The sequence below is a fragment of the Roseateles sp. GW821-FHT03B02 genome, from assembly GCF_059421025.1.
Genome location: NZ_JBWKUV010000004.1, coordinates 272,719 through 293,210, shown reverse-complemented (window position 1 = coordinate 293,210; position 20,492 = coordinate 272,719). Strand labels below are relative to the sequence as shown.

At 67.7% G+C, this 20,492-nt stretch carries 26 protein-coding genes; 10 read left to right on the top strand and 16 right to left on the bottom strand.

Annotated elements, in window-relative coordinates:
- Positions 1 to 57: 57 nt before the first annotated feature.
- From hisH to AC07VX_RS13610, 11 genes are all read right to left on the bottom strand, one after another.
- Entirely contained in the window at positions 58 to 705 is a 648-nt protein-coding gene (gene hisH, locus AC07VX_RS13660) for an imidazole glycerol phosphate synthase subunit HisH (protein ID WP_493165268.1), read from the bottom strand.
- Complete coding sequence (gene hisB / locus AC07VX_RS13655) at positions 702 to 1,298, bottom strand: imidazoleglycerol-phosphate dehydratase HisB (protein ID WP_493165267.1); 597 nt, start codon at positions 1,296 to 1,298, stop codon at positions 702 to 704. The genes hisH and hisB overlap by 4 nt, the downstream gene beginning before the upstream one ends.
- Positions 1,295 to 2,377: a histidinol-phosphate transaminase gene (gene hisC / locus AC07VX_RS13650; protein ID WP_493165266.1), complete on the bottom strand. Its 1,083-nt coding sequence runs from the start codon at positions 2,375 to 2,377 to the stop codon at positions 1,295 to 1,297. Before hisC ends, hisB begins: the two co-directional genes overlap by 4 nt.
- Entirely contained in the window at positions 2,374 to 2,805 is a 432-nt protein-coding gene (locus AC07VX_RS13645; protein WP_493165265.1) for a PIN domain-containing protein, read from the bottom strand. The genes hisC and AC07VX_RS13645 overlap by 4 nt, the downstream gene beginning before the upstream one ends.
- On the bottom strand, positions 2,802 to 3,020 hold the full coding sequence (locus AC07VX_RS13640) for a CopG family transcriptional regulator (protein WP_493165264.1): 219 nt from the start codon (positions 3,018 to 3,020) through the stop codon (positions 2,802 to 2,804). Before AC07VX_RS13640 ends, AC07VX_RS13645 begins: the two co-directional genes overlap by 4 nt.
- 53 nt (positions 3,021 to 3,073) lie before the next feature.
- On the bottom strand, positions 3,074 to 3,931 hold the full coding sequence (locus tag AC07VX_RS13635; protein WP_495122014.1) for a substrate-binding periplasmic protein: 858 nt from the start codon (positions 3,929 to 3,931) through the stop codon (positions 3,074 to 3,076).
- A 79-nt stretch (positions 3,932 to 4,010) separates the two neighbouring features.
- A complete protein-coding gene (hisD, locus tag AC07VX_RS13630) occupies positions 4,011 to 5,315 on the bottom strand; it encodes a histidinol dehydrogenase (protein ID WP_493165262.1) in 1,305 nt (434 codons plus the stop codon).
- The gene (gene hisG / locus AC07VX_RS13625) at positions 5,312 to 5,971 is read right to left on the bottom strand and encodes an ATP phosphoribosyltransferase (RefSeq protein ID WP_493165261.1); all 660 of its coding nucleotides are present in this window, start codon (positions 5,969 to 5,971) and stop codon (positions 5,312 to 5,314) included. The genes hisD and hisG overlap by 4 nt, the downstream gene beginning before the upstream one ends.
- The gene (locus AC07VX_RS13620) at positions 5,968 to 6,207 is read right to left on the bottom strand and encodes a BolA family protein (RefSeq protein ID WP_493165260.1); all 240 of its coding nucleotides are present in this window, start codon (positions 6,205 to 6,207) and stop codon (positions 5,968 to 5,970) included. Before AC07VX_RS13620 ends, hisG begins: the two co-directional genes overlap by 4 nt.
- Positions 6,208 to 6,330: 123 nt before the next feature.
- The gene (locus tag AC07VX_RS13615; protein ID WP_493165259.1) at positions 6,331 to 7,086 is read right to left on the bottom strand and encodes an ABC transporter permease; all 756 of its coding nucleotides are present in this window, start codon (positions 7,084 to 7,086) and stop codon (positions 6,331 to 6,333) included.
- A complete protein-coding gene (locus AC07VX_RS13610) occupies positions 7,083 to 8,003 on the bottom strand; it encodes an ABC transporter ATP-binding protein (RefSeq protein ID WP_493165258.1) in 921 nt (306 codons plus the stop codon). Before AC07VX_RS13610 ends, AC07VX_RS13615 begins: the two co-directional genes overlap by 4 nt.
- 143 nt (positions 8,004 to 8,146) lie before the next feature.
- Between AC07VX_RS13610 and AC07VX_RS13605 the strand changes: the two genes are divergently transcribed.
- From AC07VX_RS13605 to AC07VX_RS13575, 7 genes are all read left to right on the top strand, one after another.
- A complete protein-coding gene (locus AC07VX_RS13605) occupies positions 8,147 to 8,806 on the top strand; it encodes a TetR/AcrR family transcriptional regulator (RefSeq protein WP_493165257.1) in 660 nt (219 codons plus the stop codon).
- 13 nt (positions 8,807 to 8,819) lie between these two features.
- Positions 8,820 to 9,593: a hypothetical protein gene (locus AC07VX_RS13600; RefSeq protein ID WP_493165256.1), complete on the top strand. Its 774-nt coding sequence runs from the start codon at positions 8,820 to 8,822 to the stop codon at positions 9,591 to 9,593.
- Between the two features lie 124 nt (positions 9,594 to 9,717).
- Positions 9,718 to 10,056, top strand: a complete 339-nt coding sequence (locus tag AC07VX_RS13595; RefSeq protein ID WP_493165255.1) for a hypothetical protein — start codon at positions 9,718 to 9,720, stop codon at positions 10,054 to 10,056.
- A 104-nt stretch (positions 10,057 to 10,160) separates the two neighbouring features.
- Positions 10,161 to 11,342 carry an acyltransferase family protein gene (locus AC07VX_RS13590; RefSeq protein ID WP_495122013.1) on the top strand — a complete coding sequence of 394 codons (1,182 nt, stop codon included), beginning with the start codon at positions 10,161 to 10,163 and terminating at the stop codon, positions 11,340 to 11,342.
- Between the two features lie 178 nt (positions 11,343 to 11,520).
- On the top strand, positions 11,521 to 11,859 hold the full coding sequence (locus tag AC07VX_RS13585; protein ID WP_493165253.1) for a hypothetical protein: 339 nt from the start codon (positions 11,521 to 11,523) through the stop codon (positions 11,857 to 11,859).
- A 262-nt stretch (positions 11,860 to 12,121) separates the two neighbouring features.
- Positions 12,122 to 12,463, top strand: a complete 342-nt coding sequence (locus tag AC07VX_RS13580; protein WP_493165252.1) for a hypothetical protein — start codon at positions 12,122 to 12,124, stop codon at positions 12,461 to 12,463.
- A gap of 114 nt (positions 12,464 to 12,577) precedes the next feature.
- Positions 12,578 to 12,925, top strand: a complete 348-nt coding sequence (locus AC07VX_RS13575) for a hypothetical protein (protein WP_493165251.1) — start codon at positions 12,578 to 12,580, stop codon at positions 12,923 to 12,925.
- A 9-nt stretch (positions 12,926 to 12,934) separates the two neighbouring features.
- On the opposite strand, the gene AC07VX_RS13570 is transcribed toward AC07VX_RS13575, so the two are convergent.
- Positions 12,935 to 14,353, bottom strand: a complete 1,419-nt coding sequence (locus AC07VX_RS13570; RefSeq protein WP_493165481.1) for a wax ester/triacylglycerol synthase family O-acyltransferase — start codon at positions 14,351 to 14,353, stop codon at positions 12,935 to 12,937.
- 119 nt (positions 14,354 to 14,472) lie between these two features.
- On the opposite strand from AC07VX_RS13570, the gene AC07VX_RS13565 reads away from it, so the two are divergent.
- Positions 14,473 to 14,724 carry an acyl-CoA-binding protein gene (locus AC07VX_RS13565; protein ID WP_493165250.1) on the top strand — a complete coding sequence of 84 codons (252 nt, stop codon included), beginning with the start codon at positions 14,473 to 14,475 and terminating at the stop codon, positions 14,722 to 14,724.
- A gap of 32 nt (positions 14,725 to 14,756) precedes the next feature.
- On the opposite strand, the gene AC07VX_RS13560 is transcribed toward AC07VX_RS13565, so the two are convergent.
- Entirely contained in the window at positions 14,757 to 15,083 is a 327-nt protein-coding gene (locus AC07VX_RS13560) for a polyhydroxyalkanoic acid system family protein (RefSeq protein WP_493165249.1), read from the bottom strand.
- Between the two features lie 113 nt (positions 15,084 to 15,196).
- On the opposite strand from AC07VX_RS13560, the gene AC07VX_RS13555 reads away from it, so the two are divergent.
- Together AC07VX_RS13555 and AC07VX_RS13550 are read left to right on the top strand one after the other, a co-directional pair.
- Positions 15,197 to 15,964 carry a tetratricopeptide repeat protein gene (locus AC07VX_RS13555; protein ID WP_493165248.1) on the top strand — a complete coding sequence of 256 codons (768 nt, stop codon included), beginning with the start codon at positions 15,197 to 15,199 and terminating at the stop codon, positions 15,962 to 15,964.
- A gap of 3 nt (positions 15,965 to 15,967) precedes the next feature.
- Positions 15,968 to 16,930, top strand: a complete 963-nt coding sequence (locus AC07VX_RS13550) for an aldo/keto reductase (RefSeq protein WP_493165247.1) — start codon at positions 15,968 to 15,970, stop codon at positions 16,928 to 16,930.
- Here the strand turns inward: AC07VX_RS13550 and AC07VX_RS13545 are convergent.
- Genes AC07VX_RS13545 through AC07VX_RS13535 form a run of 3 tightly spaced genes read right to left on the bottom strand, consistent with a single transcriptional unit; the run spans position 16,915 to position 20,469 of the window.
- Entirely contained in the window at positions 16,915 to 17,451 is a 537-nt protein-coding gene (locus AC07VX_RS13545) for a GNAT family N-acetyltransferase (RefSeq protein ID WP_493165246.1), read from the bottom strand. The two genes, AC07VX_RS13550 and AC07VX_RS13545, sit on opposite strands and share 16 nt — an antisense overlap.
- Positions 17,417 to 18,475, bottom strand: coding sequence for an aminopeptidase (locus AC07VX_RS13540; protein ID WP_493165245.1), 1,059 nt, complete (start codon positions 18,473 to 18,475; stop codon positions 17,417 to 17,419). Before AC07VX_RS13540 ends, AC07VX_RS13545 begins: the two co-directional genes overlap by 35 nt.
- Positions 18,472 to 20,469 carry a molybdopterin-containing oxidoreductase family protein gene (locus AC07VX_RS13535; RefSeq protein ID WP_493165244.1) on the bottom strand — a complete coding sequence of 666 codons (1,998 nt, stop codon included), beginning with the start codon at positions 20,467 to 20,469 and terminating at the stop codon, positions 18,472 to 18,474. The genes AC07VX_RS13540 and AC07VX_RS13535 overlap by 4 nt, the downstream gene beginning before the upstream one ends.
- Between the last annotated feature and the right edge of the window lie 23 nt (positions 20,470 to 20,492).

Below are 20,492 nucleotides of genomic sequence, written 5' to 3'. Positions count from 1 at the left end.
GCCACCAGCGGCGCCCCCTTGAGGGGGCCGGCGAAGCCGGTATGGGGTGGGCGATCCTCAGGGCTTCCAGTGCAGGAAGTTGCGGTAGAGGGCGAGGCCCAGCGCGGCACTTTTCTCGGGGTGGAATTGGGTCGCAAAAATATTATCCCGGGCCACTGCACAGGTAAAGCGCAGGCCGTAGTCGGTCTCGCCGACGCTGTGTTCCGGCAACGCGGTGGTCGCATAGAAGCTGTGCACGAAATAGAACCAGCTCTGGTCCGGGATGCCGTCCCACACGGGATGGGCACGGGGCTGGTGCACGCGGTTCCAGCCCATTTGCGGCACCTTGAAGCGGCTGCCGTCCTCCTGCAGCCGGCCTTCCAGCCGGAAGCGCTGCACGCGGCCGGGGATGAGACCGAGGCCCGGCGTGTCCTGCTCCTCGCTGTGGTCCAGCAGCATCTGCATGCCAACGCACACGCCCAGCAGCGGCTTGGTGGCGGCGGCTTCCAGCACGGCTTCCTTGGCGCCCGAGGCGGCGAGCTCGGCCATGCAATCACGCATGGCACCCTGGCCGGGCAGCACGACGCGTTCGGCGGCGCGGATCACCGCGGGATCGCAGGTGATGGCCACGTCGAAACCCTGGCCCTCAGCGGCATGGATGACGGCCTGCGACACCGAGCGCAGGTTGCCCATGCCGTAATCGACGACGGCGACCGTTTTCGTCACAGCGTGCCCTTCGTCGACGGGATCACGCCGGCCGAGCGCGGGTCGGCCGTCGTGGCCATGCGCAGCGCGCGGCCGAAGGCCTTGAACATGGTCTCGGCCTGGTGGTGGGCGTTGTGGCCCTTCAGGTTGTCGATGTGGACCGTGGCCAGCGCGTGGTTGACGAAGCCCTGGAAGAACTCGAAGGTGAGCTGGGTGTCGAAGGCACCGATGCTGCCGGCCGTGAACTTGCAGTCCATGTGAAGGCCCGGGCGGCCGGAGAGGTCGATGACGACGCGCGACAGCGCTTCGTCCAGCGGCACGTAGCTGTGGCCGTAGCGCGTCAGGCCGGCCTTGTCGCCGACCGCCTTGGCCACGGCCAGGCCGAGCGTGATGCCGACGTCCTCGACGGTATGGTGGCCGTCGATGTGCAGGTCGCCCTCGCAGTGGATGTCCAGGTCGATCAGGCCGTGGCGGGCGATCTGGTCAAGCATGTGGTCGAAGAAGCCGATGCCGGTGTGCAGCTTGGACTGGCCCGTACCGTCCAGGTTGACGCGCACCGTGATGCGCGTCTCGCGGGTGTTGCGGGTGACTTCGGCAATGCGGGGGTTGCTCATGACAGACAGGCTTGGAGTTCGGCCAACAGGCGGGTGTTTTCGTCGGGCGTGCCGACCGTGAAACGCAAGCAGTTCGCCAGCAGCGGGTGCATGGCCGAGACGTTCTTGATCAGCACGCCCCGGGCCTTGAGCGCCGCGAAGGTGGCGGCTGCGTCGGGCACCCTGGCGAGGATCATATTGCCCTGGCTGGGCCAGGGTGTGACGCCGGGCAGCGCCTGCAGCGCCGCGAAGACGCGCTGGCGCTGCTGGCGCAGCTCGGCCGCCTGTGCGGCGTAGACCTCGGCATGCTCCAGCGCGAAGAAGGCGGCCTCGGCGTTGAGCACGCTGATGTTGTAGGGCGGGCGCAGCTTCTCGACCTGGTCGACCAGCTCGGGTGCCCCCAGCAGGTAGCCGATGCGCACGCCGGCCAGGCCGAACTTGCTCATGGTGCGCATGACCAGCACGTTCTTCTGGCGGGCCATCAGCGCGAGGCTGTCCTGGCTGGCGAAGGGCTGGTAGGCCTCGTCCATGACGACCAGTCCCGGCGCGGCCTGGGCGATGCGCTCGATGACTGCGGCGTCCCACAGCGTGGCGGTGGGGTTGTTGGGGTAGGCCAGGTAGATCAGCGCGGGCTGGTGCTTCTCGATGGCGGCCAGCATGGCGGCCTCGTCCAGCTCGAAGTCGTCGGCGCGCAGCGGCACACCGATGAACTCCAGCCGCTGCTGGCGCGCCAGCGCCTCGTACATGACGAAGCCGGGCACCGGCGCCAGCACGGTGGCCCCGGGCCTGGCCACGGCCAGCGTCAGCAGGCCGATCAGCTCGTCGGAGCCATTGCCCAGCGTGACGCCCACATCGTCGCCCACGCCGGCATGACGGGCCAGCGCACGGCCCAGCTCGGCGGTGCGCTCGGCCGGGTAGCGGTTCAACGCGACCGCGCCCAGGCGCGCGCCCAGCGCCTGCTGCAGCGCGGGCGGCAGGCGGTAGGGGTTCTCCATCGCGTCGAGCTTCAGCAGGCCGGTGCTGGGCTGCACGACGTAGGCATGGGCCGCACGCACGTCGGGGCGGATCTGAGCGAGGGCTTGGTCCAGCGAAGCAGTCATGGCGCGGTGACGAGTGGATTGAGGATCTGCACGCTGTCGTAGACGGCGTCGTGCGGCAGGGCCAGGCTCAGCAGCCGGGTGCAGCCCTGGGCCTTGGCGCTGGCGACGACGAGGGCGTCGGCAAACGGAAGGCCGAAGCGGCTTTCCAGAGACCAGGCGGATTCAACAGTCGCCTGGTCGGCGCCCCAGGGGCGCCAGTGCTGGTAGCGCCGCACTTCGGCGCGCGCATCGCCTTGCGGCATGGCCGGGCTGATCTGGCGAGTGGCCAGCAGGTAGAAGTCGTTCAGCACCTGCACCGAGACGCGGCCGCGGCGCGTGGACCAGAGTTCGCGCAGCCAGGCCAGCACCTGCTCGCGCTCGGACGGGCGGGCGCCGTCCTCGCTGAACAGCAGCACCGAGGTGTCGACAAAGACGGGGGCGGCGCTCAAAGCACACCCCGGCCCGGATAGGGCCGGCCGTCCGACGACCAGGACCGCTCGCGATGCAGCCAGTCCTGCAGCGCGCGCTCGTAGGCGTCGTCATGCTGCATCTTCTCGGCCAGCAGCTCGCCCAACAGGCGCGAGACGCTGGTGTTGCGCCGCGCCGCCTCCAGTCGGGCCCATTCGGCCACGGCGTCGTCCATGGACACGGTGACGTTCTTCATGCCCCGAAGATTACACGAAGTTCGTGTTGCACGAACTTCGTGTCACGTTAACCCTAAGGCCTGTACCAAAGCTCGGCCTTGTCCAGCGGCGTCTGCTTGGGCAGCAATGGGTTGTGGAGCTCGATGATCCTGCGGCTGCCCAGCCTGGCACGGGCAAGGTCATCACCGTGATGCTTCATGAACAACCGATCAAAGGCGCCGCTGGCGCGCAGGCGCTGCAGGCCGAGCTCGATGGCGGTGGCCAGTTCGTCGTCGGACGGGGCGACGAAGTAGTAGATGGCCGTCGGGTAGTGAAGGCAGAGGTCCGGCACGACGGTCAGGCCCTGGCCGTAGCGCTCCAGTTCCCACCAGACCTCCTCGACCGAGCGCGGGAAGGCATCGGCCCGGCCCAGACGCAGCTGCTTGAACATTGCGTCATAGCTGGGCGAGACGACCACATTCAGCCCGTTGGCCTGCAGGATGCCCGTGTCCGGCCACTCCAGCCCCTGCACCATGGAGAACCTGCGGAGGTCCGCGAGGTTCTGCACGCCGCGCATGCGCTCCGCCGCCTCGGGCGAGGCCAGCAGCAGGCGCCAGCCGAACAAGCCCTTGAAGATGGGCACCCGCACGGGCCGGGCCTGCTGCTCGCGCTCCACCGAGGTCATGGTCCAGACCACATCGAGCCGGCCGCCGCGCCGGCCCAGCTCCTGCAGCGCGCGGTTCTGCGGGATCAGCTCCTGCGTCGGCTCCAGCGACACCGGCAGGCCGGCGGCGGCCAGCGCCTGGTCCAGCAGCACGGCGGGAAAGTTGTTCGCCAGGTCGGCGCGGGCCGACACATGGGGGATGAGCAGCCGACGCGGAGCGCCATGGACGACAGAAGTCAGCGGAGCGGCTGCACAGGACAGCAGGAGATTTCGGCGGCGCAAGGACATACGAAAGCGTAGCCCAAGCACGCGCCATCGCTCAATCACGAAGCTGTCGCTCGGGCGCGGCGGCGCCCGGTCAGGCGGCTCAGCGCAGGCGCAGTTCGGCCGCGCGCGCGTGGGCCTGCAGCCCTTCGCCGTGGGCCAGCTCGCTGGCGATGCGGCCCAAGGCCTGGGCCCCCTCGGCGCTGACTTCGATGAGGCTGCTGCGCTTCTGGAAGTCGTAGACGCCCAGCGGCGACGAGAAGCGCGCCGTGCTGGCCGTCGGCAGCACGTGGTTGGGACCGGCGCAGTAGTCGCCAAGGCTTTCGCTGGTGTAGGCCCCCATGAAGATGGCGCCGGCATGACGCAGCAGCGGCTCCCAGCGGTGCGGCTCGGCGGCGCTGATTTCCAGGTGCTCCGGCGCGATGGCGTTGCTGATCTCGCAGGCCTCTTGCATCGAGCGCGTCAGGATCAGCGCACCGCGGCCTTCCAGCGAGGCGCGGATGACGGCCTCGCGCGGCAGGCTGGGCAGCAGGCGCTCCATCGCGGCGCGCACGGCGTCCAGGAAGTCGGCGTCGGGGCTGAGCAGGATGCTTTGCGCCAGCTCGTCGTGCTCGGCCTGGCTGAAGAGGTCCATGGCCACCCAGTCCGGCGGCGTCGTGCCGTCGGCGATGACGAGGATCTCGCTGGGGCCGGCGATCATGTCGATGCCGACCTGGCCGAAGACATGCTTCTTGGCCGAGGCGACGTAGGCGTTGCCCGGGCCGGTGATCTTGTCCACGCGCGGGATGGTCGCCGTGCCGTAGGCCAGCGCCGCCACGGCTTGCGCGCCGCCGATGGTGAATACGCGGTGCACGCCAGCCACGGCGGCTGCCGCCAGCACCAGCGGGTTGCGCACGCCGTCCGGCGTGGGCACCACCATGACGATCTCCTGCACGCCGGCCACGTGGGCCGGGATGGCGTTCATCAGCACGCTGCTCGGGTAGGCCGCCTTGCCGCCGGGCACGTAGATGCCGACGCGGTCCAGCGGGGTGACCTTCTGGCCCAGCAGATTGCCGTCCTCGTCGCGGTAGCTCCAGCTGCGGCCCGAGGCCTCCAACTGGCGCTCGTGGTAAGCCCGCACGCGACGGGCGGCGGCCTGCAGAGCCTCCCGCTGGGCAGCCGGGATGGTCGCAAGCGCAGCCTGCAGTTCGGCCTGGTTGATCTCCAGCGCGGCCATATTGCCGACCTGCATGCGGTCGAAGCGTGCGGTGTAGTCCAGCACGGCGGCGTCGCCGCGGACCTGCACATCGGCCAGGATCTCGGCCACGCGGCCTTCGATGGCGGCATCCGTCTCCGCCGACCAATGACGCAGGCGCTCGAACTCGGCAGAGAAGTCGGCGGCGGTGGTCGAAAGTTGGCGGAGCTTCATGCGGAGACGGCGGCGGCGAAGGCGTCGATGAGGGGGCGCAGCGCGTCGCGCTTCAACTTGAGCGCGGCCTGGTTGACGACGAGGCGGGAGGAGATGTCCATGATCTGCTCCACCTCCACGAGCTTGTTGGCCCGCAGCGTGCCGCCGGTGGAGACGAGGTCGACGATGGCCTCGGCCAGGCCGGTCAGCGGCGCCAGCTCCATCGAGCCGTAGAGCTTGATCAGGTCGACGTGCACGCCCTTGTCTGCGAAGTGCTGACGAGCGATCTCGGTGTACTTGGTGGCGACGCGGATGCGCGAGCCCTGCTTCACGGCGGCGGCGTAGTCGAAGTCGGCACGCGTGGCCACGCTCATGCGGCAGCGGGCGATCTTCAGGTCCAGCGGCTGGTAGAGGCCGTGCGAGCCGCCCTGCGCGAGCGCCTGCTCGTGCAGCACGTCGCGGCCGGCCACGCCGAGGTCGGCGCCGCCGTATTGCACATAGGTCGGCACGTCGCTGGCGCGCACCAGCACGACGCGCACGCCTTCGCGGTTGGTCGGCAGGATGAGCTTGCGCGAGGTCTCGGGGTCTTCCAGCACCTCGATGCCGGCGGCACGCAGCAGCGGCAGCGTCTCCTCGAAGATGCGGCCCTTGGAAAGCGCGAGGGTCAGGCCGGTCATTGCGTCCACTCCTCGGGTGTCAGCGTCTTCATCGACAGCGCGTGGATCTCCTCGCGCATGCGCTCGCCGAGTGCGGCATAGACGCGCTGGTGGCGCTTGATGCGGGTGAGGCCCGCGAACTCCGCCGACACGATGGTGGCGAAGAAGTGGCGGCCGTCGCCCTCGACCTCCAGATGCGCGCAGGGCAGGCCAGCGGCAATGAAATCGCGCACTTCTTGCGGGGTCGGGTCGGCCATCACGGGTCCTTCTGGAAAACCCCAGATTTTAGGGAGGGTTGGCGTTGCGCCCTTCGGCGCAGCGCAAAACATCCTTCGGGACGGCTCCGCGCTGCGCCCCTCCGGCGCCTCGCAAACCCGCCTTCAGGAGCGGATCTTGTAGCCGCGCTTCAGCAGCGACAGCGCCAGCCCCGCGGTCACCGCGAAGCTGATCCCCACCACCGCCAGGCTCAGCCACGGCGACACGTCGCTGACGCCGAAGAAGCCGCGGCGAAAGCCGTCGATCATGTAGAAGAAGGGGTTCAGGTGGCTGATGCCCTGCCAGAAGCCCGGCAGCGAATGCACCGAGTAGAAGACGCCCGACAGGAAGGTCATCGGCATGATGATGAAGTTCTGGAAGGCGGCCAGCTGGTCGAACTTCTCGGCCCACAGGCCGGCGATCAGGCCCAGCGTGCCCATCAGGCCGGCGCCCAGCACCGTGAACGTCAGCACCCAGAGGATGTTGTCCAGCCCCGGCAGCGCGAACCAGGCCGTGACCAGCAGCACGCCCGTGCCCACCGCCAGGCCGCGCACGACGGCCGCGCCCACGTAGGCGACGAACCAGGCCAGGGGCGAGAGCGGCGTCAGCAGCAGGAAGACGAGGTTGCCGGTGATCTTGCTCTGGATGAGGCTGGACGAGCTGTTGGCGAAGGCGTTCTGCAGCACGCTCATCATCACGAGGCCGGGGATGAGGAACTGCGTGTAGCCGACGCTGTCGTAGACCTTCACATGGTCTTCCAGCGTGTGGCCGAAGACGAGCAGGTACATGACGGCCGTCAGCACCGGTGCCGCGACGGTCTGGAAGCTGACCTTCCAGAAGCGCAGCACTTCCTTGTAGAAAAGGGTGGAGGCGCCGTTCATGCGTGAGCTCCCTGCATGATCTCGATGAACACGTCCTCGAGGTCGGCACGGCCGATCTCCAGGTCTTCGACAGGGCAGCCCACCTGGCGCAGCGCGGCCAGCGTGGTTTCGACCTCGGCCGCGTCATGCGCCGTGACCTGCACGATGCGGCCCGTCACGCGGGCGCGCGCGGCGATGTCCGGCGGGAGCTGCGCATCGGTCTTGAAGCGCAGCATGGTGCTGGCCGTGCCGGCCAGCAGCTGCGAGGTGCGGTCCAGCGCCACGATACGGCCGGCCTTCAGCATGGCGATGCGCTGGCACAGGGCCTCGGCTTCCTCGAGGTAGTGCGTGGTCAGCAACACCGTGTGGCCTTCCTTGTTGAGACGGGCGATGAACTGCCACAGCGTCTGGCGCAGCTCCACGTCCACGCCGGCGGTGGGCTCGTCCAGCACGATGACGGGAGGGCGGTGCACCAGCGCCTGCGCCACCAGCACGCGGCGCTTCATGCCGCCGGACAGCTGGCGCATGTTGGCGTTGGCCTTGTCGGTCAGGCCCAGGTTGTGCAGCAGCTCGTCGATCCAGTCGTCGTTGTGCCTGACGCCGAAATAGCCGCTCTGGATGCGCAGCGACTCGCGCACGCTGAAGAAGGGATCGAAGACCAGCTCCTGCGGCACGACGCCCAGCGCCTTGCGGGCGGCGGCGTAGTCGTCCACCACGTCATGGCCCATGACGCGCACACGGCCCTCGGTGGCGCGGGCCAGGCCAGCGAGCACGCTGATCAGTGTCGTCTTGCCCGCACCGTTGGGCCCCAGCAGGCCGAAGAACTCGCCGCACGCGATGTCGAACGTGACGCCGTCCAGTGCCTTGACCTGCCCTCCCCGGTATGTTTTCTTGACGTTCTCGAACGAGATGGCGGGCGGGGAGGTCTGATTCGGCATGGGGCTCGATTCTAAAAGTTGGCCCTGTTTCGGTGCTGATCACTGCCAGAATGCCCTGATGATTGACATGCCCCCACGCGAATTTCATTCGCTGCCCCCCGAGGGGTCGCGTCAGGGCCTGCGGACGGCCGGGCGCCCCTGACATGCCCACACCCAAACGCCCCCGCCGCACCGCCGAGCGCATCCTGGAGGTCACGCTGGACCTCTTCAATGCCTTCGGCGAGCCGAATGTGTCGACAACCCTGATCTCGGCCGAACTGAAGATCAGCCCGGGCAATCTCTACTACCACTACCCTGCCAAGGACGAGCTCGTCAACGCCCTCTTCGGCCGCTACGAGGCCGAGCTCAACGAGCTACTGGCCGCCGCGGACAACGTGCGCAACGTGGAGGACGCCTGGCTGTTCTTCCACATGCTGTTCGAGCTGATCTGGAAGCACCGCTTCCTCTACCGCGACCTGAACGACCTGCTGTTCAAGAATCGCCGCCTGGAGACCCACTTCCAGGCCCTGCTGGCCGCCAAGGAACAGGCGATGCGCCACGTGCTGTCGGGCCTGCACCTGGGCGGCGCGCTGAAGATGGAGCTGCGCGAGGCGGCGCCGACGGCCAATGCCATGGTCGTCGTGGTGAGCTACTGGCTGAGCTACGAATATGTGCGCGACCCGCGCCACGCGCTGGAGCCCGATCGCGCCGGCGTGGCGCTGATGCGCGGCGCCTTCCACGCGCTGAGCCTGCTGCTACCCTACCTCGAGCCTGCGTCCAAGGACCACCTCTTCAAGCTCGCCGGCAACTACCAACAACCCTGAAGGAGACATCGCGATGGCCAAGTGGACCGCCTTTCCCTACGACAACAGCGCCTTTGTCTACACGCCGGCCACGCTGAAGAAGCACTGGGCCCGTCTGCATGCCGGCGATGCCGAACCCTTCCCCAAGGATGCTGCCGTCGTTCAGGCCTGGATCCACTTCCACGCCGGTGAATTCCAGGCCGCCTACGACGCGGGCCTGGCCGCCGGCGGCGCCGGCATCACGGTCGCCAACAAGGCCCAGGGCATCTACGCCAACTATCTCGAGAAGAAGGAGAAGGTGAAGCTGGAGATGTTCCTGGAGATCTCCGAGCGCGCCGAAGCCCAGCAGATCGAGGAGCCCAAGAACCCCAACGCCTGGTACTGGCAGGCCTATGCCATCGGCCGCTACGGCCAGGGCATCAGCGTCGCCAAGGCGCTGGCGCAGGGTCTGGGCAGCAAGGTCAAGAACGCGCTTGAAACCACCATCACGCTGGCCCCCAAGCATGCCGACGCCCACATCGCGCTGGGCGCCTTCCATGCCGAGGTCATCGACAAGGTCGGCAAGCTGCTGGGCCGCACCCAGGGCGCCGACACGGCCACCGGCCTGAAGATGTTCGAACAGGCCATCAAGCTCAACCCGACCAGCGCCATCGCGATGATCGAGCGAGCCAACGGCCTCGTCATGCTGGAGGGCGACAAGCGCATGAAGGAGGCCGAGAAGCTGTATGCCGACGCGGCCGCCTGCGAGGCCATGGACGCGATGGAGCTACTGGACATCGAGCTGGCCAAGGAAGAACTCGAGGAGTAATTCACACCCGAAAAGGCGGATCGTGACATCCATCACGACCCGATCTCCCGCGCCTCCGGGGGTGCAGGCTCCGGCCTCGCGGCGTAAGCTTCGCACCCATCACTCCCCCCAACGAGACCGCGCCATGAAGTTCCTGATCCCCGCTTTCGCCGCCGTGACCGTCTTCGCCGCTCAGGCCGCCAACAACGCCACGCCCGAGCAGGCCGAACTGCGCGCCGAGTGCGCCAAGAGCTACGAGACCACCAGCAGCATCGCCACGCCGGTCGCCACCAACGAGTACCAGTTCGTCTACGCCAACGGCAAGTACAAGGGCGAGGCCAAGCCGGGCAAGCTGCTGCCCTGCACGAACGACCAGTACGCCGCCTACCTGGACAAGGCCGACCCGGCCAAGGTGATGGCAGCCTACCCGACCGCCGCCGGCCGCCCGACTGCCAAGAAGAAGGCCGAGCCCTTCCGCCTCTGACGCATCGGCAAGCGCGCCGTGCCCTTCAAGACTCATCCACGTCGCTACGGTCGCCCAGGGTGCCAGGCCCGCTGAATCAGCGCGGCGCGTAGTTCGAAAAGCAAATGGCCATCCCGGGATGGCCATTTGCTTTTGGCAGACTGGAATTGCCCTTGTCGCGCAGCCTCTCAGGCCAGTCAACCGAAAGAATTCCGAACACCATGAAAGCACAGCCGCAGCGCTATCTTCTGCTCGACGGAATACGCGGAATCGCCGCCTTATTCGTTCTGGTCCGACACACCGCCGATTTCTGGGGGTTTTCATTTTATAGAAGCCATCTTGCGGTTGATGTATTTTTCATACTAAGCGGCTTCGTCATATCAAGCGCGTATGGCCGGAAGATAAACAGCAAGCTATTGACAGTCAGCGACTTCATGAAACTGAGAGCCATTCGGCTCTATCCCATGTTCGCTTTCTCACTGCTGTTGTGCATCATTATATTGGCCGCAAAATTCACGATAAGGGGAGGCTTCGAGGAGCCCATTACCCAAGTACTGATGACGGTCGCGCTGACGGCTATTTTCATCCCTTCGGGCATCATATTCGGTGGTCAGTTGTTTCCTTTGAACAATCCTTACTGGTCACTGTTCTTCGAGCTCATCGTCAACTGGATTTACGCGCTCGCATGGCCGCGACTCAAGTCGCTTCATGTCTGGGCCGTCATAGTCATTTCGGCGGCGGCCATGTCGCTTGCTGCTTTTGACAACGGCAGCTTGGATGTCGGCTTTTCGTCCGATTGGAAGTCCCTCTGCGCCGGTCTGTTTAGGGCCACTTTCGGGATTTTCATCGGCGCCAAGCTTCAATCCAACAAAAACTTCTGCCAAGCAGTCGGCCTACGTCTTCCGCCCGCGTTTGCAACCCTGTTGATTTGCGCTGTCCTGGCATCACCGAACGTCAAGGGCCTCAACCCGGTGCTGGACCTGATGTCGGCACTCCTGATCTTTCCATTCTGTATTGCAAGCGCATCCACCAGTCAGGAGACGAGATTCGACCCCTATTTGCGGCACTTGGGAAGCTCCAGCTACCCGCTTTACCTGCTGCACTACCCCGTCTGGCAGATCATGTCTTTTGCCAGCCACGGCACGGCAGGAAAAATGGCGCCTCTCGTCGGAATCCTGATGGCAGTCATTCTCGTGCCGGCGTCAGTACTCATCGAGAAATATATCGACATTCCCATTCGACGAAAACTGCAGGACAAATATCCAGGAGCAAATACAGGTGCACCCGCTCAGGAGTGCAAAGCCTGAACCGCCTTTGGCCGCTCAGGCACGCCTGCGGCGCCCGACTTGTCAACAGCCGCTGCGCTGCACCATCGGGCTTGCGCACGGGCGGTGGGGTTGCCTGGACTGCCACAGGTCGCGAGCGTGCATTTGCAGCCGCATAGGGCAAAGCTGGCAAATGCCCTCAGCAGTAAGGAGGTCAACCATGAGAGTTCTCGCAATCACCATTGCCGCTCTGGTGTCCGCCCTACCCGCCCTCGCCGCCAACACGCCTGCGGAGCATGCCCAGGCCTCGTTGCGCGACGGCTGCGCGCAGAGCTACGCCAGCTACAGCGCCTACTACCCGCCCGGCAGCACTGGCCCCACCTTCACAGGCGAGCGCATCAAGGGCGACAACCGCTACTGCAACGACGCCAAGCCCTGCGACGAAGCGCAGTTCGCGGCCTACCTGGACAAGGCCGACCCGGCCAAGGTGATGGCAGCCTACCCGACCGCTGCCGGCCGCCCGACTGCCAAGAAGAAGGCCGAGCCCTTCCGCCTTTGATCGGCTCGAATCGTCCAGCGACAAGGCGCTCTTCGGAGCGCCTTTTTTGTCGCCCGCTGGTCCGGATCCGACGCCCGATGCCGCTGGATCGCCCCGACCGACACCCCCGCCACCACATGGCCGGCCTTCCTTAGAACTGCCTACCGTCCCGCCACCCAGCCTGGAAACGCCGGATCGGGCGGGCTAATGTCGTTGCACCGGCGCCTCGATGCCGGGACAACGTCCGAACCCGGCGCTGTGGCAGTCACGCACAGGAGGCCCCATGAAGACCCGATTCCTGCTTCCCCTGGTCCTGGCCTGCGGCCAGGTCCTGGCTCAGCAAGCCAGCCCACCGGCAGCCGGCGGCCAAGAGGGCAACGGTCGCGCACCATGCGAGTCATCCAGCGAGGCGTCGACCGGCGCCCACTGCGCCGCACGCGATGAAGCCGCCTCGGCCCCGGCCGATCCGGGCAAGCTCGTCGCGACCGAACCCACCGGCGCGGGACCGCGTTCGGCGGCACTCACGCGTCGCCAGGTCATCGCCGAGATCGAGCGCGCCCGCCGCAGCGGGGAAATGGATTTCGCGGCCTTCGAAGCGAACCTGGACTCGCCGCGCCGCCGCTGACAGCGCCGCGCCGCGACTCGGCGAGGGCGGCCCGCCGCCCTCGCCCGCCACGCGTGCATTTGCACCCGCCCAGGCGTAACCTCTGGTTTGCCCCCAGCAGTAAGGAGGTCAACCATGAGAGTTCTCGCAATCACCATTGCCGCTCTGGTGTCCGCCCTACCCGCCCTCGCCGCCAACACGCCTGCGGACCATGCCCAGGCCTCGTTGCGCGACGGCTGCGCGCAGAGCTACGCCAGCTACAGCGCTTACTACCCGCCCGGCAGCGCAGGCCCCGCCTTCACAGGCGAGCGCATCAAGGGCGACAACCGCTACTACAACGACGCCAAGCCCTGCGACGAAGCGCAGTACGCGGCCTACCTGGAGAAGGCTGACCCGGCCACCGTGGCCATGGCCTACCCCACCGCGGCCGGCAAGGCCAGGAAGGTCGCCGCTGGCACGGCAGCTCCGGCCAGGCCGAAGTAGGACGGCGGCTCAGGCCTCGTCCCGCTCCCAGGGCAGCATCATCGCCAGCAGCAACAGCTTCTCGAACTCGGGAGCGAAGTTGGCGATGATGGCCTCGGGGTCGGGGCACAGGCCGGTGTCGGTGATGAGGCCGAACTGCACGCGGCCGGCATAGGTCAGGATGCTGACGCCCATGCCGATGTCGCCGGACTGCGGCACCCAGAACATCACCTTCTCGACCGTCGAGCCGCAGAACTGCAGCGCCTGGGCCGGGCCCGGCACATTGGTCATGACGGCGGTCGCCTTCCTGGCGAAGATGTTCAGCATCGCGTGCTGCACCGGCTTGATGAGCAGGCCTGCCACCGACAGCAGGCCGAAGGCCATCACAGGCTGAAAGCTGCCCTTGAGCTCGCTCATGCGCGCCCGCACGGCAAACAACCGCTCCACCGGGTTGGCGATGCCGATGGGCAGCACCAGCGGCACCAGGCCGAAACGGTTGCCCAGCTGCCAGGCATGCTCCAGCGGCCGCAGGTTGACCGGCACCATCGCCCGGATCTCCTTGCCCGCAGGGTCCTCGCCTTTGTCGGCCAGGTATTTGCCGATGGCTCCGGCCGCACAGGCCAGCAACACGTCGTTGATGGACGCGCCCAGTGCCTTGCCGACGGCCTTCACCTCATCCAGCGCCAGGCTGTCGTCCCAGGCCACGGTCTTCTTCGCACCGGGCTTGCCCTTGAGTCTTGTGGGCGAATCGTCGGGCATCAGCGCAAAGGCCGCCACGTCGGACACGGCCTGGTAGCCCATGCGGGCCATCTCCAGGGACGAGTCCATCGGCGTCGTGCCATGCAGTGCCAGGTCCATACCCTTGGCCACGCCCTTGCCCGTCATGCCGATGGCCTTGACGGTCATGTTCGTCATCGGCCGCAGGAAGGCGTCGAGCAGCCAGTCGGTGTCGTGGTGTTCCTCGTGCTGCCGGACCGCCCGCCTTGGCGGCGCCTTGCCGCCGTCGGTGATGGACAGCATGACGGCGATCAGCGCGATGCCGTCGGCGATGCAGTGGTGGATGCGCGCAATAAGCGCGCTCGTGCCGTCGCCCATGTCCTCGATGAGCTGGAACTGCCACAGCGGATGAGCCGGGTCCAGCGGCTGCGAGCAGAGTTCGCCGACGCGTTCGCGCAGCACCTGCTCGCGTGATTCGCCGGGCATGGGCAGCGGTACCTCGGCAACGACGTGGCGGGCGATGTCGAAATCGCGGTCCACAACCCACTGTGCGCCCAGCAGCGCGTCCTCGACGACCTTCTGGCGAAAGCGAGGGTACTGCAGCAGCCGCTCGGCCACGCGCTCACGCAGCGCAGTCAGCGTGATGCCGGGACGGATGGACCAGACCCCGACGATCATCATCAGATTGGCCTCGGTGTCCATGCGCAGCCAGGCGGTATCCACCTTGGACATGCGTTCGCTCAACTGGCCCACTGCGTCTCCTCGGATTCGTTATTGGCCGGGCCTAAACTTGGTGGCCCGTCGTCCGATTGTCATGAGAATCGACGCCCCTGATCAGCCTGGAGAACCCCGTGAGCCTGAAAGACCAATTCGAAGCCGCCGTCGCCGGCTCCAAGGACCTGCCCGAGCGGCCGGACAACATGACGCTGCTGAAGCTCTACGCCCTCTACAAGCAGGGCAGCGCCGGCGACGTCGATGGCAAGCGCCCCGGCTTCACCGACATGGTCGGCCGCGCCAAGTGGGACGCCTGGAACGAGCTCAAGGGCACGAGCAATGACGACGCGATGCAGCAATACATCGACCTCATCGAGTCGCTGAAGTAAGCCGGCGCCCGCCGCGCCCCACAGAACCGGCCTCAGGCCGGTTTCTTTTTTGCCGGCGCCTTCTGCTTGCCGGCGGCCAGCAGCGCGTCGAGCTCCTTCTCGATCTCGCCCTCGATGGTCTTCTTGAAGGCACCGAGCAGGAAGCCAAGCTGGGCCACCAGCTCGAAGTGGTCGGGTGCCACCGTCAGCTCGCCCTTCACGCCGCTGCGGGTGAACTCCACCGTGTCGCTGAACTCGCCCTCCAGAACGGTGCACTCCATGTCGAACTTCTCCTCGACCTGCTCGGCCCATTTCCAGGCGATTTCTCGGGCGCGCTGAAGGCCCAGGGCATGGTCTCGGTGGATGCGGATCTCGGCCATCAACGGCTCTCCTAGTCTCGTGCCGCGCACTCTACCGCCGCTGCCGCATTTGCACGCATACTTCCGCCCCGAATAAGCCGGGCAGCAAGAAGCCCGCTGCACAGGGAGGAACCATGCGCCTTGTCGACCCCGACCCGCACAGCATCGACCCACTCAGCGAGGGACTGGCGCATTTCCGCGCGGTCGAGCCCGATCATGAGCAGGCCGTCTACTGGTTCCGAGTCGCCGCCGACTCGGGCGATGCCGAAGGCTTGGCCCTGCTCGCCTTTTGCCAGCTCGAAGGCCTGGGCCTGCCGTGCAACCCGGTGCAGGCCCGCGAGCGCCTGCAACACGCCAGTGCTGAGGGCAGCCTGACGGCCAAGTTCCACCTCGGCCGCATGCTCGTTGCCGGCTGGGGCGGCGACCCTGACGCCGCGCGCGGCGTGGCCCTCTACACCGCCGCCGCGGCACAGGGCCATGCCGACGCCACCTTCAACCTTGCCAGCTGCCTGGAAGCCGGCTGGGGCTGCCAGCCCGACCGCCTCGCCGCCAAGGCCCTGTTCCTGCGCGCCCGCGCCCTGGGCAGCCCGCTGAAGGCCACCGGCCTGCGCATCCGCCAGCGCGAGCTGGATGCCGTGCGAGAACTGGCCCGGCGCATGGAGCACGGCGCGGAACTCGCCCGCGCCATCGAGGAGCGCCAGCACGAGATCAGGCTGATGCACGACCTGGCCCGCACTCCTGCCCGCAAGGCCATGCTGACCCGCCAGCAGCGCCGCCGCCTGATGCGCATCGCCAGCGTCACGGCCGTCATCGCCGGCCTCGCCGCGGCCCTGGCCGGCCTGTTCGGCTGGCGTAACCAGCAATCGCTGGCGCATGATTCCGGCCCCACCTCCATTGCCTAGCCCATGTCCCGCACCCTGCCGCTGAACACCCACCTCATCGACGTCGGCCCCCTCGTCTACGGCTGCATGGCCCTGGGCGGCGACTGGGGCGGCGGCCCGCTGACCGAGGCCGACATCGCCCAGGCCCACGCCGCCGTGGAGGCAGCGCTGGACATCGGCGTCAAGCTCTTCGACCACGCCGACATCTATCGCCGCGGCAAGGCCGAGGCCGTGTTCGGCGAACTGCTCAAGCGCGACGCGGGGCTGCGCGCCAAGATCCGGCTGCAGAGCAAATGCGGCATCCGGTTTGCCGACGACATCAACGTCGGCCGCTACGACCTCAGCGCCGAGCACATCGAGCACAGCGTCGACGGCATCCTGCAACGCTTGGCCGTCGAGCGCATCGACATCCTGCTGCTGCACCGCCCCGATGCGCTGATGGAACCCGCCGAGGTGGCCCGCGCCTTCGGCCGGCTCAAGGCCGCAGGCAAGGTCGGGCACCTGGGCGTGTCCAACATGCATGCCGGGCAGATGCGCTGGCTTCAGATGGCCCTGCCTGAACCCATCGTCGCCAACCAGCTGGAACTGAGCCTGGCCAAGCTCGACGCCATCGACGTCGGCACCACCTTCAACGACCCGCAGGCGGCGACGCGGCCGGGCGGCATCGGCTGGGCCGGCACGCTGGAGTACACGCAGAAGCATGGCGTGCAGCTGCAGGCCTGGGGATCGCTGGCGCAAGGGCGTTTCAACGATCCGTCGGCCTCGGTGGCCGCCAAGGTCGTGAACGAGATCGCCGAAACGCACCGCACGACGCCCAACGCCGTGCTGCTGGCCTGGCTGCTGCGGCACCCCGCGGGGATTCAGCCGGTCATCGGCAGCGGCAATGCGCAGCGGATCCGGGCCTGTGGCGACGCGACCCGCATCCAGCTGAGCCGGGACGAGTGGTACCGGCTCTACGTGACGGCAAGGGGTCAGTCACTGCCCTGAACCAACGGCTGCCTCGGATGCAGCCGCGCCATCGTCACCACATCTTCGTAGGCGCCGTTGCGCAGCGCATAGGCCTTGAGCCGCCCCTCCGGCGCGAAGCTGTGCCGCTCGTAGAGCCGGATGGCGCGCTGGTTGTCGTGGTAGACCGTCAGCTCGATGCGCAGGATCTGCGCCCAGTTGTCGGCGTAGTCCAGCAGCGCCGTCATCAGCGCGTCGCCGACGCCCTGGCCCTGATGAGCCTTGGCCACCGTGATGCCCAGGCCCATCGCATGGCGGCGGCGCACGGACGGCCCCACCGGATGCAGGCCGGCGAGGCCCACGGGCCTGTCGCCCAGCACGGCACACAAGACCAGTTCGTTGGAACCGGGTGCGGGCGGGTTCAGGCCGGCGATGCGCTGCACCCACATCTCCTCGCTGGCGAACGGCAGTTGCAGCGTGCCGCCGAAGACGTCCGGGTCGGCGAATTGTTCAGCGATGGCAGCGGCGTCAGCGGCCTTGACGCGTCGCAGGGTCAATGTCATCGGGGCCTCCTTCAAGGCCTCGCAATGTAGCCCGGCGCTGCTCGCCCGCGAGCGGCTTCAGGCGCTCGACGGCCGCGTGAAACTTCACCCAGTCGCGGCCTTCGCGCTCGAACAGCCGCACAAAGGCCGGCACCAGCTCGTCGTAGGCCGACAGGATGGCGAAGCTCGCGTTGTTGGCGCGCTGGAACCAGGCCTCGTAGCCCGGCGCATCCCTGGGCGCGCGCTCGCGCAGCTCGGCCATGATGGCCGCCTTGGCCGTGGCGCGTGACCCGGCCGGGCCGGCGTAGATGGCCAGCAGCCTCTCCCGCCCTTCCCTCGCCAGCGCCAGGAAACGCGCGCGCCGCGCACGACCGGCCTCGAAGGCGGCCAGCGCCTCGGGCTTGGCCACCAGCCACTCGCGCGCAGCCATCAGCTCGACGGCACTGGCATAGGCCTCGTTGAAGCCGGTGTCGTCACTCGTGTAGACGCGCTGGTGGCTCAACTCGTGGAAGAGCATGGCCGCCAGCTCGCCCTCGGGATAGCGGATGAAGGTGTTCAGCAGCGGGTCGCCGCCGAGCCAGCGGCTCCAGCCCAGCGTCGAATAGGCGGGAATGGGCTGGACCTGCACCTCCCAGCCTTCGGCCTTCAGCTCATCGGCATGGCGCTGGGCCGCATCACGGTCGAACCAGCCCTGATAGCCGGCGCAACCCATCAGCGGGTAGCACCAGGTCTTGAGTTGCAAGCCGAACGCCGGCGCGGCGACGATGTTCCAGACGACGGCTGGGCGGCCCAGGTCGGCGTAGCGGCGGTAGCTGTTGTTGTCGGGCAGGGCCAGCCGCGTGCTGGCAAAGTCGCGCATCTGCTGCGTCAGCTTCAGGCGCTCGGCCAGCTCGGGCGGCGTGGCCGGATCGGCCAGCCAGTCGGGCACCGGCCGCGCCGCGCGCACGATGCCCAGGTGCCCGCCCAGGGCCTGGCCCCAGTGGGCGACGGCACTGCAGCCGCCCAGGCACAGCAAAGCCGCCGCCAGCAGCAGCGCGCGGATCAAGCCGCTTCCACCTCGACGAGGCAGTCGTAGAAGGTCGGCGCGTTGCCCATGTCGGTCAGCCGCTGGTGGGTGACCTCGTTGACATTGCTGCCCTGCACGCCCAGCTTGCGCCACCACACGCCCAGGCCGTTGATGACGCCGGGCCGCGCGCGCGGGCTGACCTTGAGCTTGGCGACGTAGCGGCCCCGGTCGTTGAACGCGGCCACCAGCGCACCGTCCGCGAGGCCGCGTGCGGCGGCATCGCCGGCGTGCATCTCGATGAGCGGTTCGCCCTCGATGTCGCGCAGGCTCTTCACGTTGACGAAGCTGGAATTCAGGAAGTTGCGGGCCGGCGGCGAGATCATGGCCAACGGGTAGCGCCTGGCCAGTTCGGGCGAGGACTGCACGCTCTCGTAGTTGGGCACGAAGTCGGCGCCCGCTGCCTGAGCGCGGCCGTTGGCGGTGCGGAAACCGCCCTCGGCAAACGGTGCCTCGGGGATGGGCAGCGGCTGCCAGCCCTGCTCACGCAGCAGGGCCATGTCGATGTCGGGCGTGAAGGCCTGAGCCGCCAGTTCTTCGTCGGTCTCGCGCAAGCAGGGATCGGTCAGCCCCATCGCCGCGGCCAGCTCCCGGAAGATCTGCGTGTTGGTCTTGGCCTCGCCCAGCGGCGCCACAGCGGGCTGGTTCATCAGCACGTCGGTGTGACCGTAGGACGTGTGCACGTCCAGATGCTCCAGCTGCGTCGTGGCGGGCAGCACGTAGTCGGCCAGGTCGGCCGTGTCGGTCATGAAGTGTTCGAGCACGACGGTGAACAGGTCTGCGCGCTGGAAGCCCTTCACGACCTTCGGAGACTCCGGCGCCACCGCCACCGGGTTGCTGTTGTAGACGACCAGCGCCTCAATGGGCGGATCGGCCTGCAGCAGCGCATCGCCGATGGTGCTCATGTTGACCATGCGCGGCTGGCGGCCGGCGAGCAGGTCCGGACGTTCGAGGCGGGCGTTCTTGAAGGGCGCGTTCCAGCCCGAGGCGGACAGCAGCACGCCGCCGCTCTGGTGGCGCCAGGCACCGGTCAGGCAGGGCAGCAGCGCGATGAGGCGCACCGCATTGCCGCCGCCGCGCACGCGCTGCAGGCCGTAGTTCATGCGGATGGCGGCGGGGGTCGCCGTGCCGTAGTCGCGGGCGAGCTGGCGCACCTCGTCGGCGCTGATGCCGCAGACCTCGGCGACTCGCTCGGGCGGCCAGTCCAGGGCCTTGCCACGCAGCTCGTCCCAGCCGTCGACGTGGCGCTCGATGTAGTCCCGGTCCAGCCAGTCATGCCGGATCAGCTCGTGCATCAAGCCCAGCGCGAGGGCGCCGTCCGTGCCGGGCAGCAGGGCGACGTGCTGGTGGCACTTGTCGGCCGTCTCGGTCTTGCGCGGGTCGATGCAGATCAGCTTGGCGCCTTCGCGCCTGGCCTGATTGGCGTAGGTCCAGAAGTGCAGGTTGGACGCGATGCTGTTGCTGCCCCAGATGACGATCAACTTCGCACCCGCGAAGTGGCGCGTGTGCATGCCCAGCTTGTGGCCGTACGTGGCGGCCAGGCCCGCGCCGCCGGCGGAGGCGCAGATGGTGCGGTCCAGCCGCGCCGCGCCGATGGCGTTCCACAGCCGGCCGGCCATCGCCTCGCCCTGGATCAGGCCCATGGTGCCAGCGTAGCTGTAGGGCTGGATGCACTGCGGATCCTTTACTGCCTTCAGCCTTGCCGCGATGTCGGCAATGGCTTCGGCCCAGCTCACCCGCACGAAGCGCGGCGCCTCGGTCTTGCTGCTGACGCGCTTGAGCGGATGCAGCAGACGCTCCGGGTGGTAGGTGCGCTCGGGGTAGCGCGAGACCTTGGTGCACAGCGCGCCATGGGTGTTGGGGTGCTCATGGCGGCCCTGCACCTTGATGACGCGCTCGTTCTCGACGGTGACCTGCAGCGCGCAGGTGTCGGGGCAGTCGTGGGGGCAGGCGCCGAAGACGGTGCGGGTGGTCATGGCAATCACGGAGCTATGAAACT

What these genes read in the sequence shown, in the direction of transcription:
- hisB (WP_493165267.1), bottom strand. Translation starts at nt 1,298, where the DNA reads ATGAGCAACCCCCGCATTGCCGAAGTCACCCGCAACACCCGCGAGACG.
- hisC (WP_493165266.1), bottom strand. Translation starts at nt 2,377, where the DNA reads ATGACTGCTTCGCTGGACCAAGCCCTCGCTCAGATCCGCCCCGACGTG.
- AC07VX_RS13640 (WP_493165264.1), bottom strand. Translation starts at nt 3,020, where the DNA reads ATGAAGAACGTCACCGTGTCCATGGACGACGCCGTGGCCGAATGGGCC.
- AC07VX_RS13635 (WP_495122014.1), bottom strand. Translation starts at nt 3,931, where the DNA reads ATGTCCTTGCGCCGCCGAAATCTCCTGCTGTCCTGTGCAGCCGCTCCG.
- hisD (WP_493165262.1), bottom strand. Translation starts at nt 5,315, where the DNA reads ATGAAGCTCCGCCAACTTTCGACCACCGCCGCCGACTTCTCTGCCGAG.
- hisG (WP_493165261.1), bottom strand. Translation starts at nt 5,971, where the DNA reads ATGACCGGCCTGACCCTCGCGCTTTCCAAGGGCCGCATCTTCGAGGAG.
- AC07VX_RS13620 (WP_493165260.1), bottom strand. Translation starts at nt 6,207, where the DNA reads ATGGCCGACCCGACCCCGCAAGAAGTGCGCGATTTCATTGCCGCTGGC.
- AC07VX_RS13615 (WP_493165259.1), bottom strand. Translation starts at nt 7,086, where the DNA reads ATGAACGGCGCCTCCACCCTTTTCTACAAGGAAGTGCTGCGCTTCTGG.
- AC07VX_RS13610 (WP_493165258.1), bottom strand. Translation starts at nt 8,003, where the DNA reads ATGCCGAATCAGACCTCCCCGCCCGCCATCTCGTTCGAGAACGTCAAG.
- AC07VX_RS13605 (WP_493165257.1), top strand. Translation starts at nt 8,147, where the DNA reads ATGCCCACACCCAAACGCCCCCGCCGCACCGCCGAGCGCATCCTGGAG.
- AC07VX_RS13600 (WP_493165256.1), top strand. Translation starts at nt 8,820, where the DNA reads ATGGCCAAGTGGACCGCCTTTCCCTACGACAACAGCGCCTTTGTCTAC.
- AC07VX_RS13595 (WP_493165255.1), top strand. Translation starts at nt 9,718, where the DNA reads ATGAAGTTCCTGATCCCCGCTTTCGCCGCCGTGACCGTCTTCGCCGCT.
- AC07VX_RS13590 (WP_495122013.1), top strand. Translation starts at nt 10,161, where the DNA reads ATGGCCATCCCGGGATGGCCATTTGCTTTTGGCAGACTGGAATTGCCC.
- AC07VX_RS13585 (WP_493165253.1), top strand. Translation starts at nt 11,521, where the DNA reads ATGAGAGTTCTCGCAATCACCATTGCCGCTCTGGTGTCCGCCCTACCC.
- AC07VX_RS13580 (WP_493165252.1), top strand. Translation starts at nt 12,122, where the DNA reads ATGAAGACCCGATTCCTGCTTCCCCTGGTCCTGGCCTGCGGCCAGGTC.
- AC07VX_RS13575 (WP_493165251.1), top strand. Translation starts at nt 12,578, where the DNA reads ATGAGAGTTCTCGCAATCACCATTGCCGCTCTGGTGTCCGCCCTACCC.
- AC07VX_RS13570 (WP_493165481.1), bottom strand. Translation starts at nt 14,353, where the DNA reads ATGTCCAAGGTGGATACCGCCTGGCTGCGCATGGACACCGAGGCCAAT.
- AC07VX_RS13560 (WP_493165249.1), bottom strand. Translation starts at nt 15,083, where the DNA reads ATGGCCGAGATCCGCATCCACCGAGACCATGCCCTGGGCCTTCAGCGC.
- AC07VX_RS13555 (WP_493165248.1), top strand. Translation starts at nt 15,197, where the DNA reads ATGCGCCTTGTCGACCCCGACCCGCACAGCATCGACCCACTCAGCGAG.
- AC07VX_RS13550 (WP_493165247.1), top strand. Translation starts at nt 15,968, where the DNA reads ATGTCCCGCACCCTGCCGCTGAACACCCACCTCATCGACGTCGGCCCC.
- AC07VX_RS13545 (WP_493165246.1), bottom strand. Translation starts at nt 17,451, where the DNA reads ATGACATTGACCCTGCGACGCGTCAAGGCCGCTGACGCCGCTGCCATC.
- AC07VX_RS13535 (WP_493165244.1), bottom strand. Translation starts at nt 20,469, where the DNA reads ATGACCACCCGCACCGTCTTCGGCGCCTGCCCCCACGACTGCCCCGAC.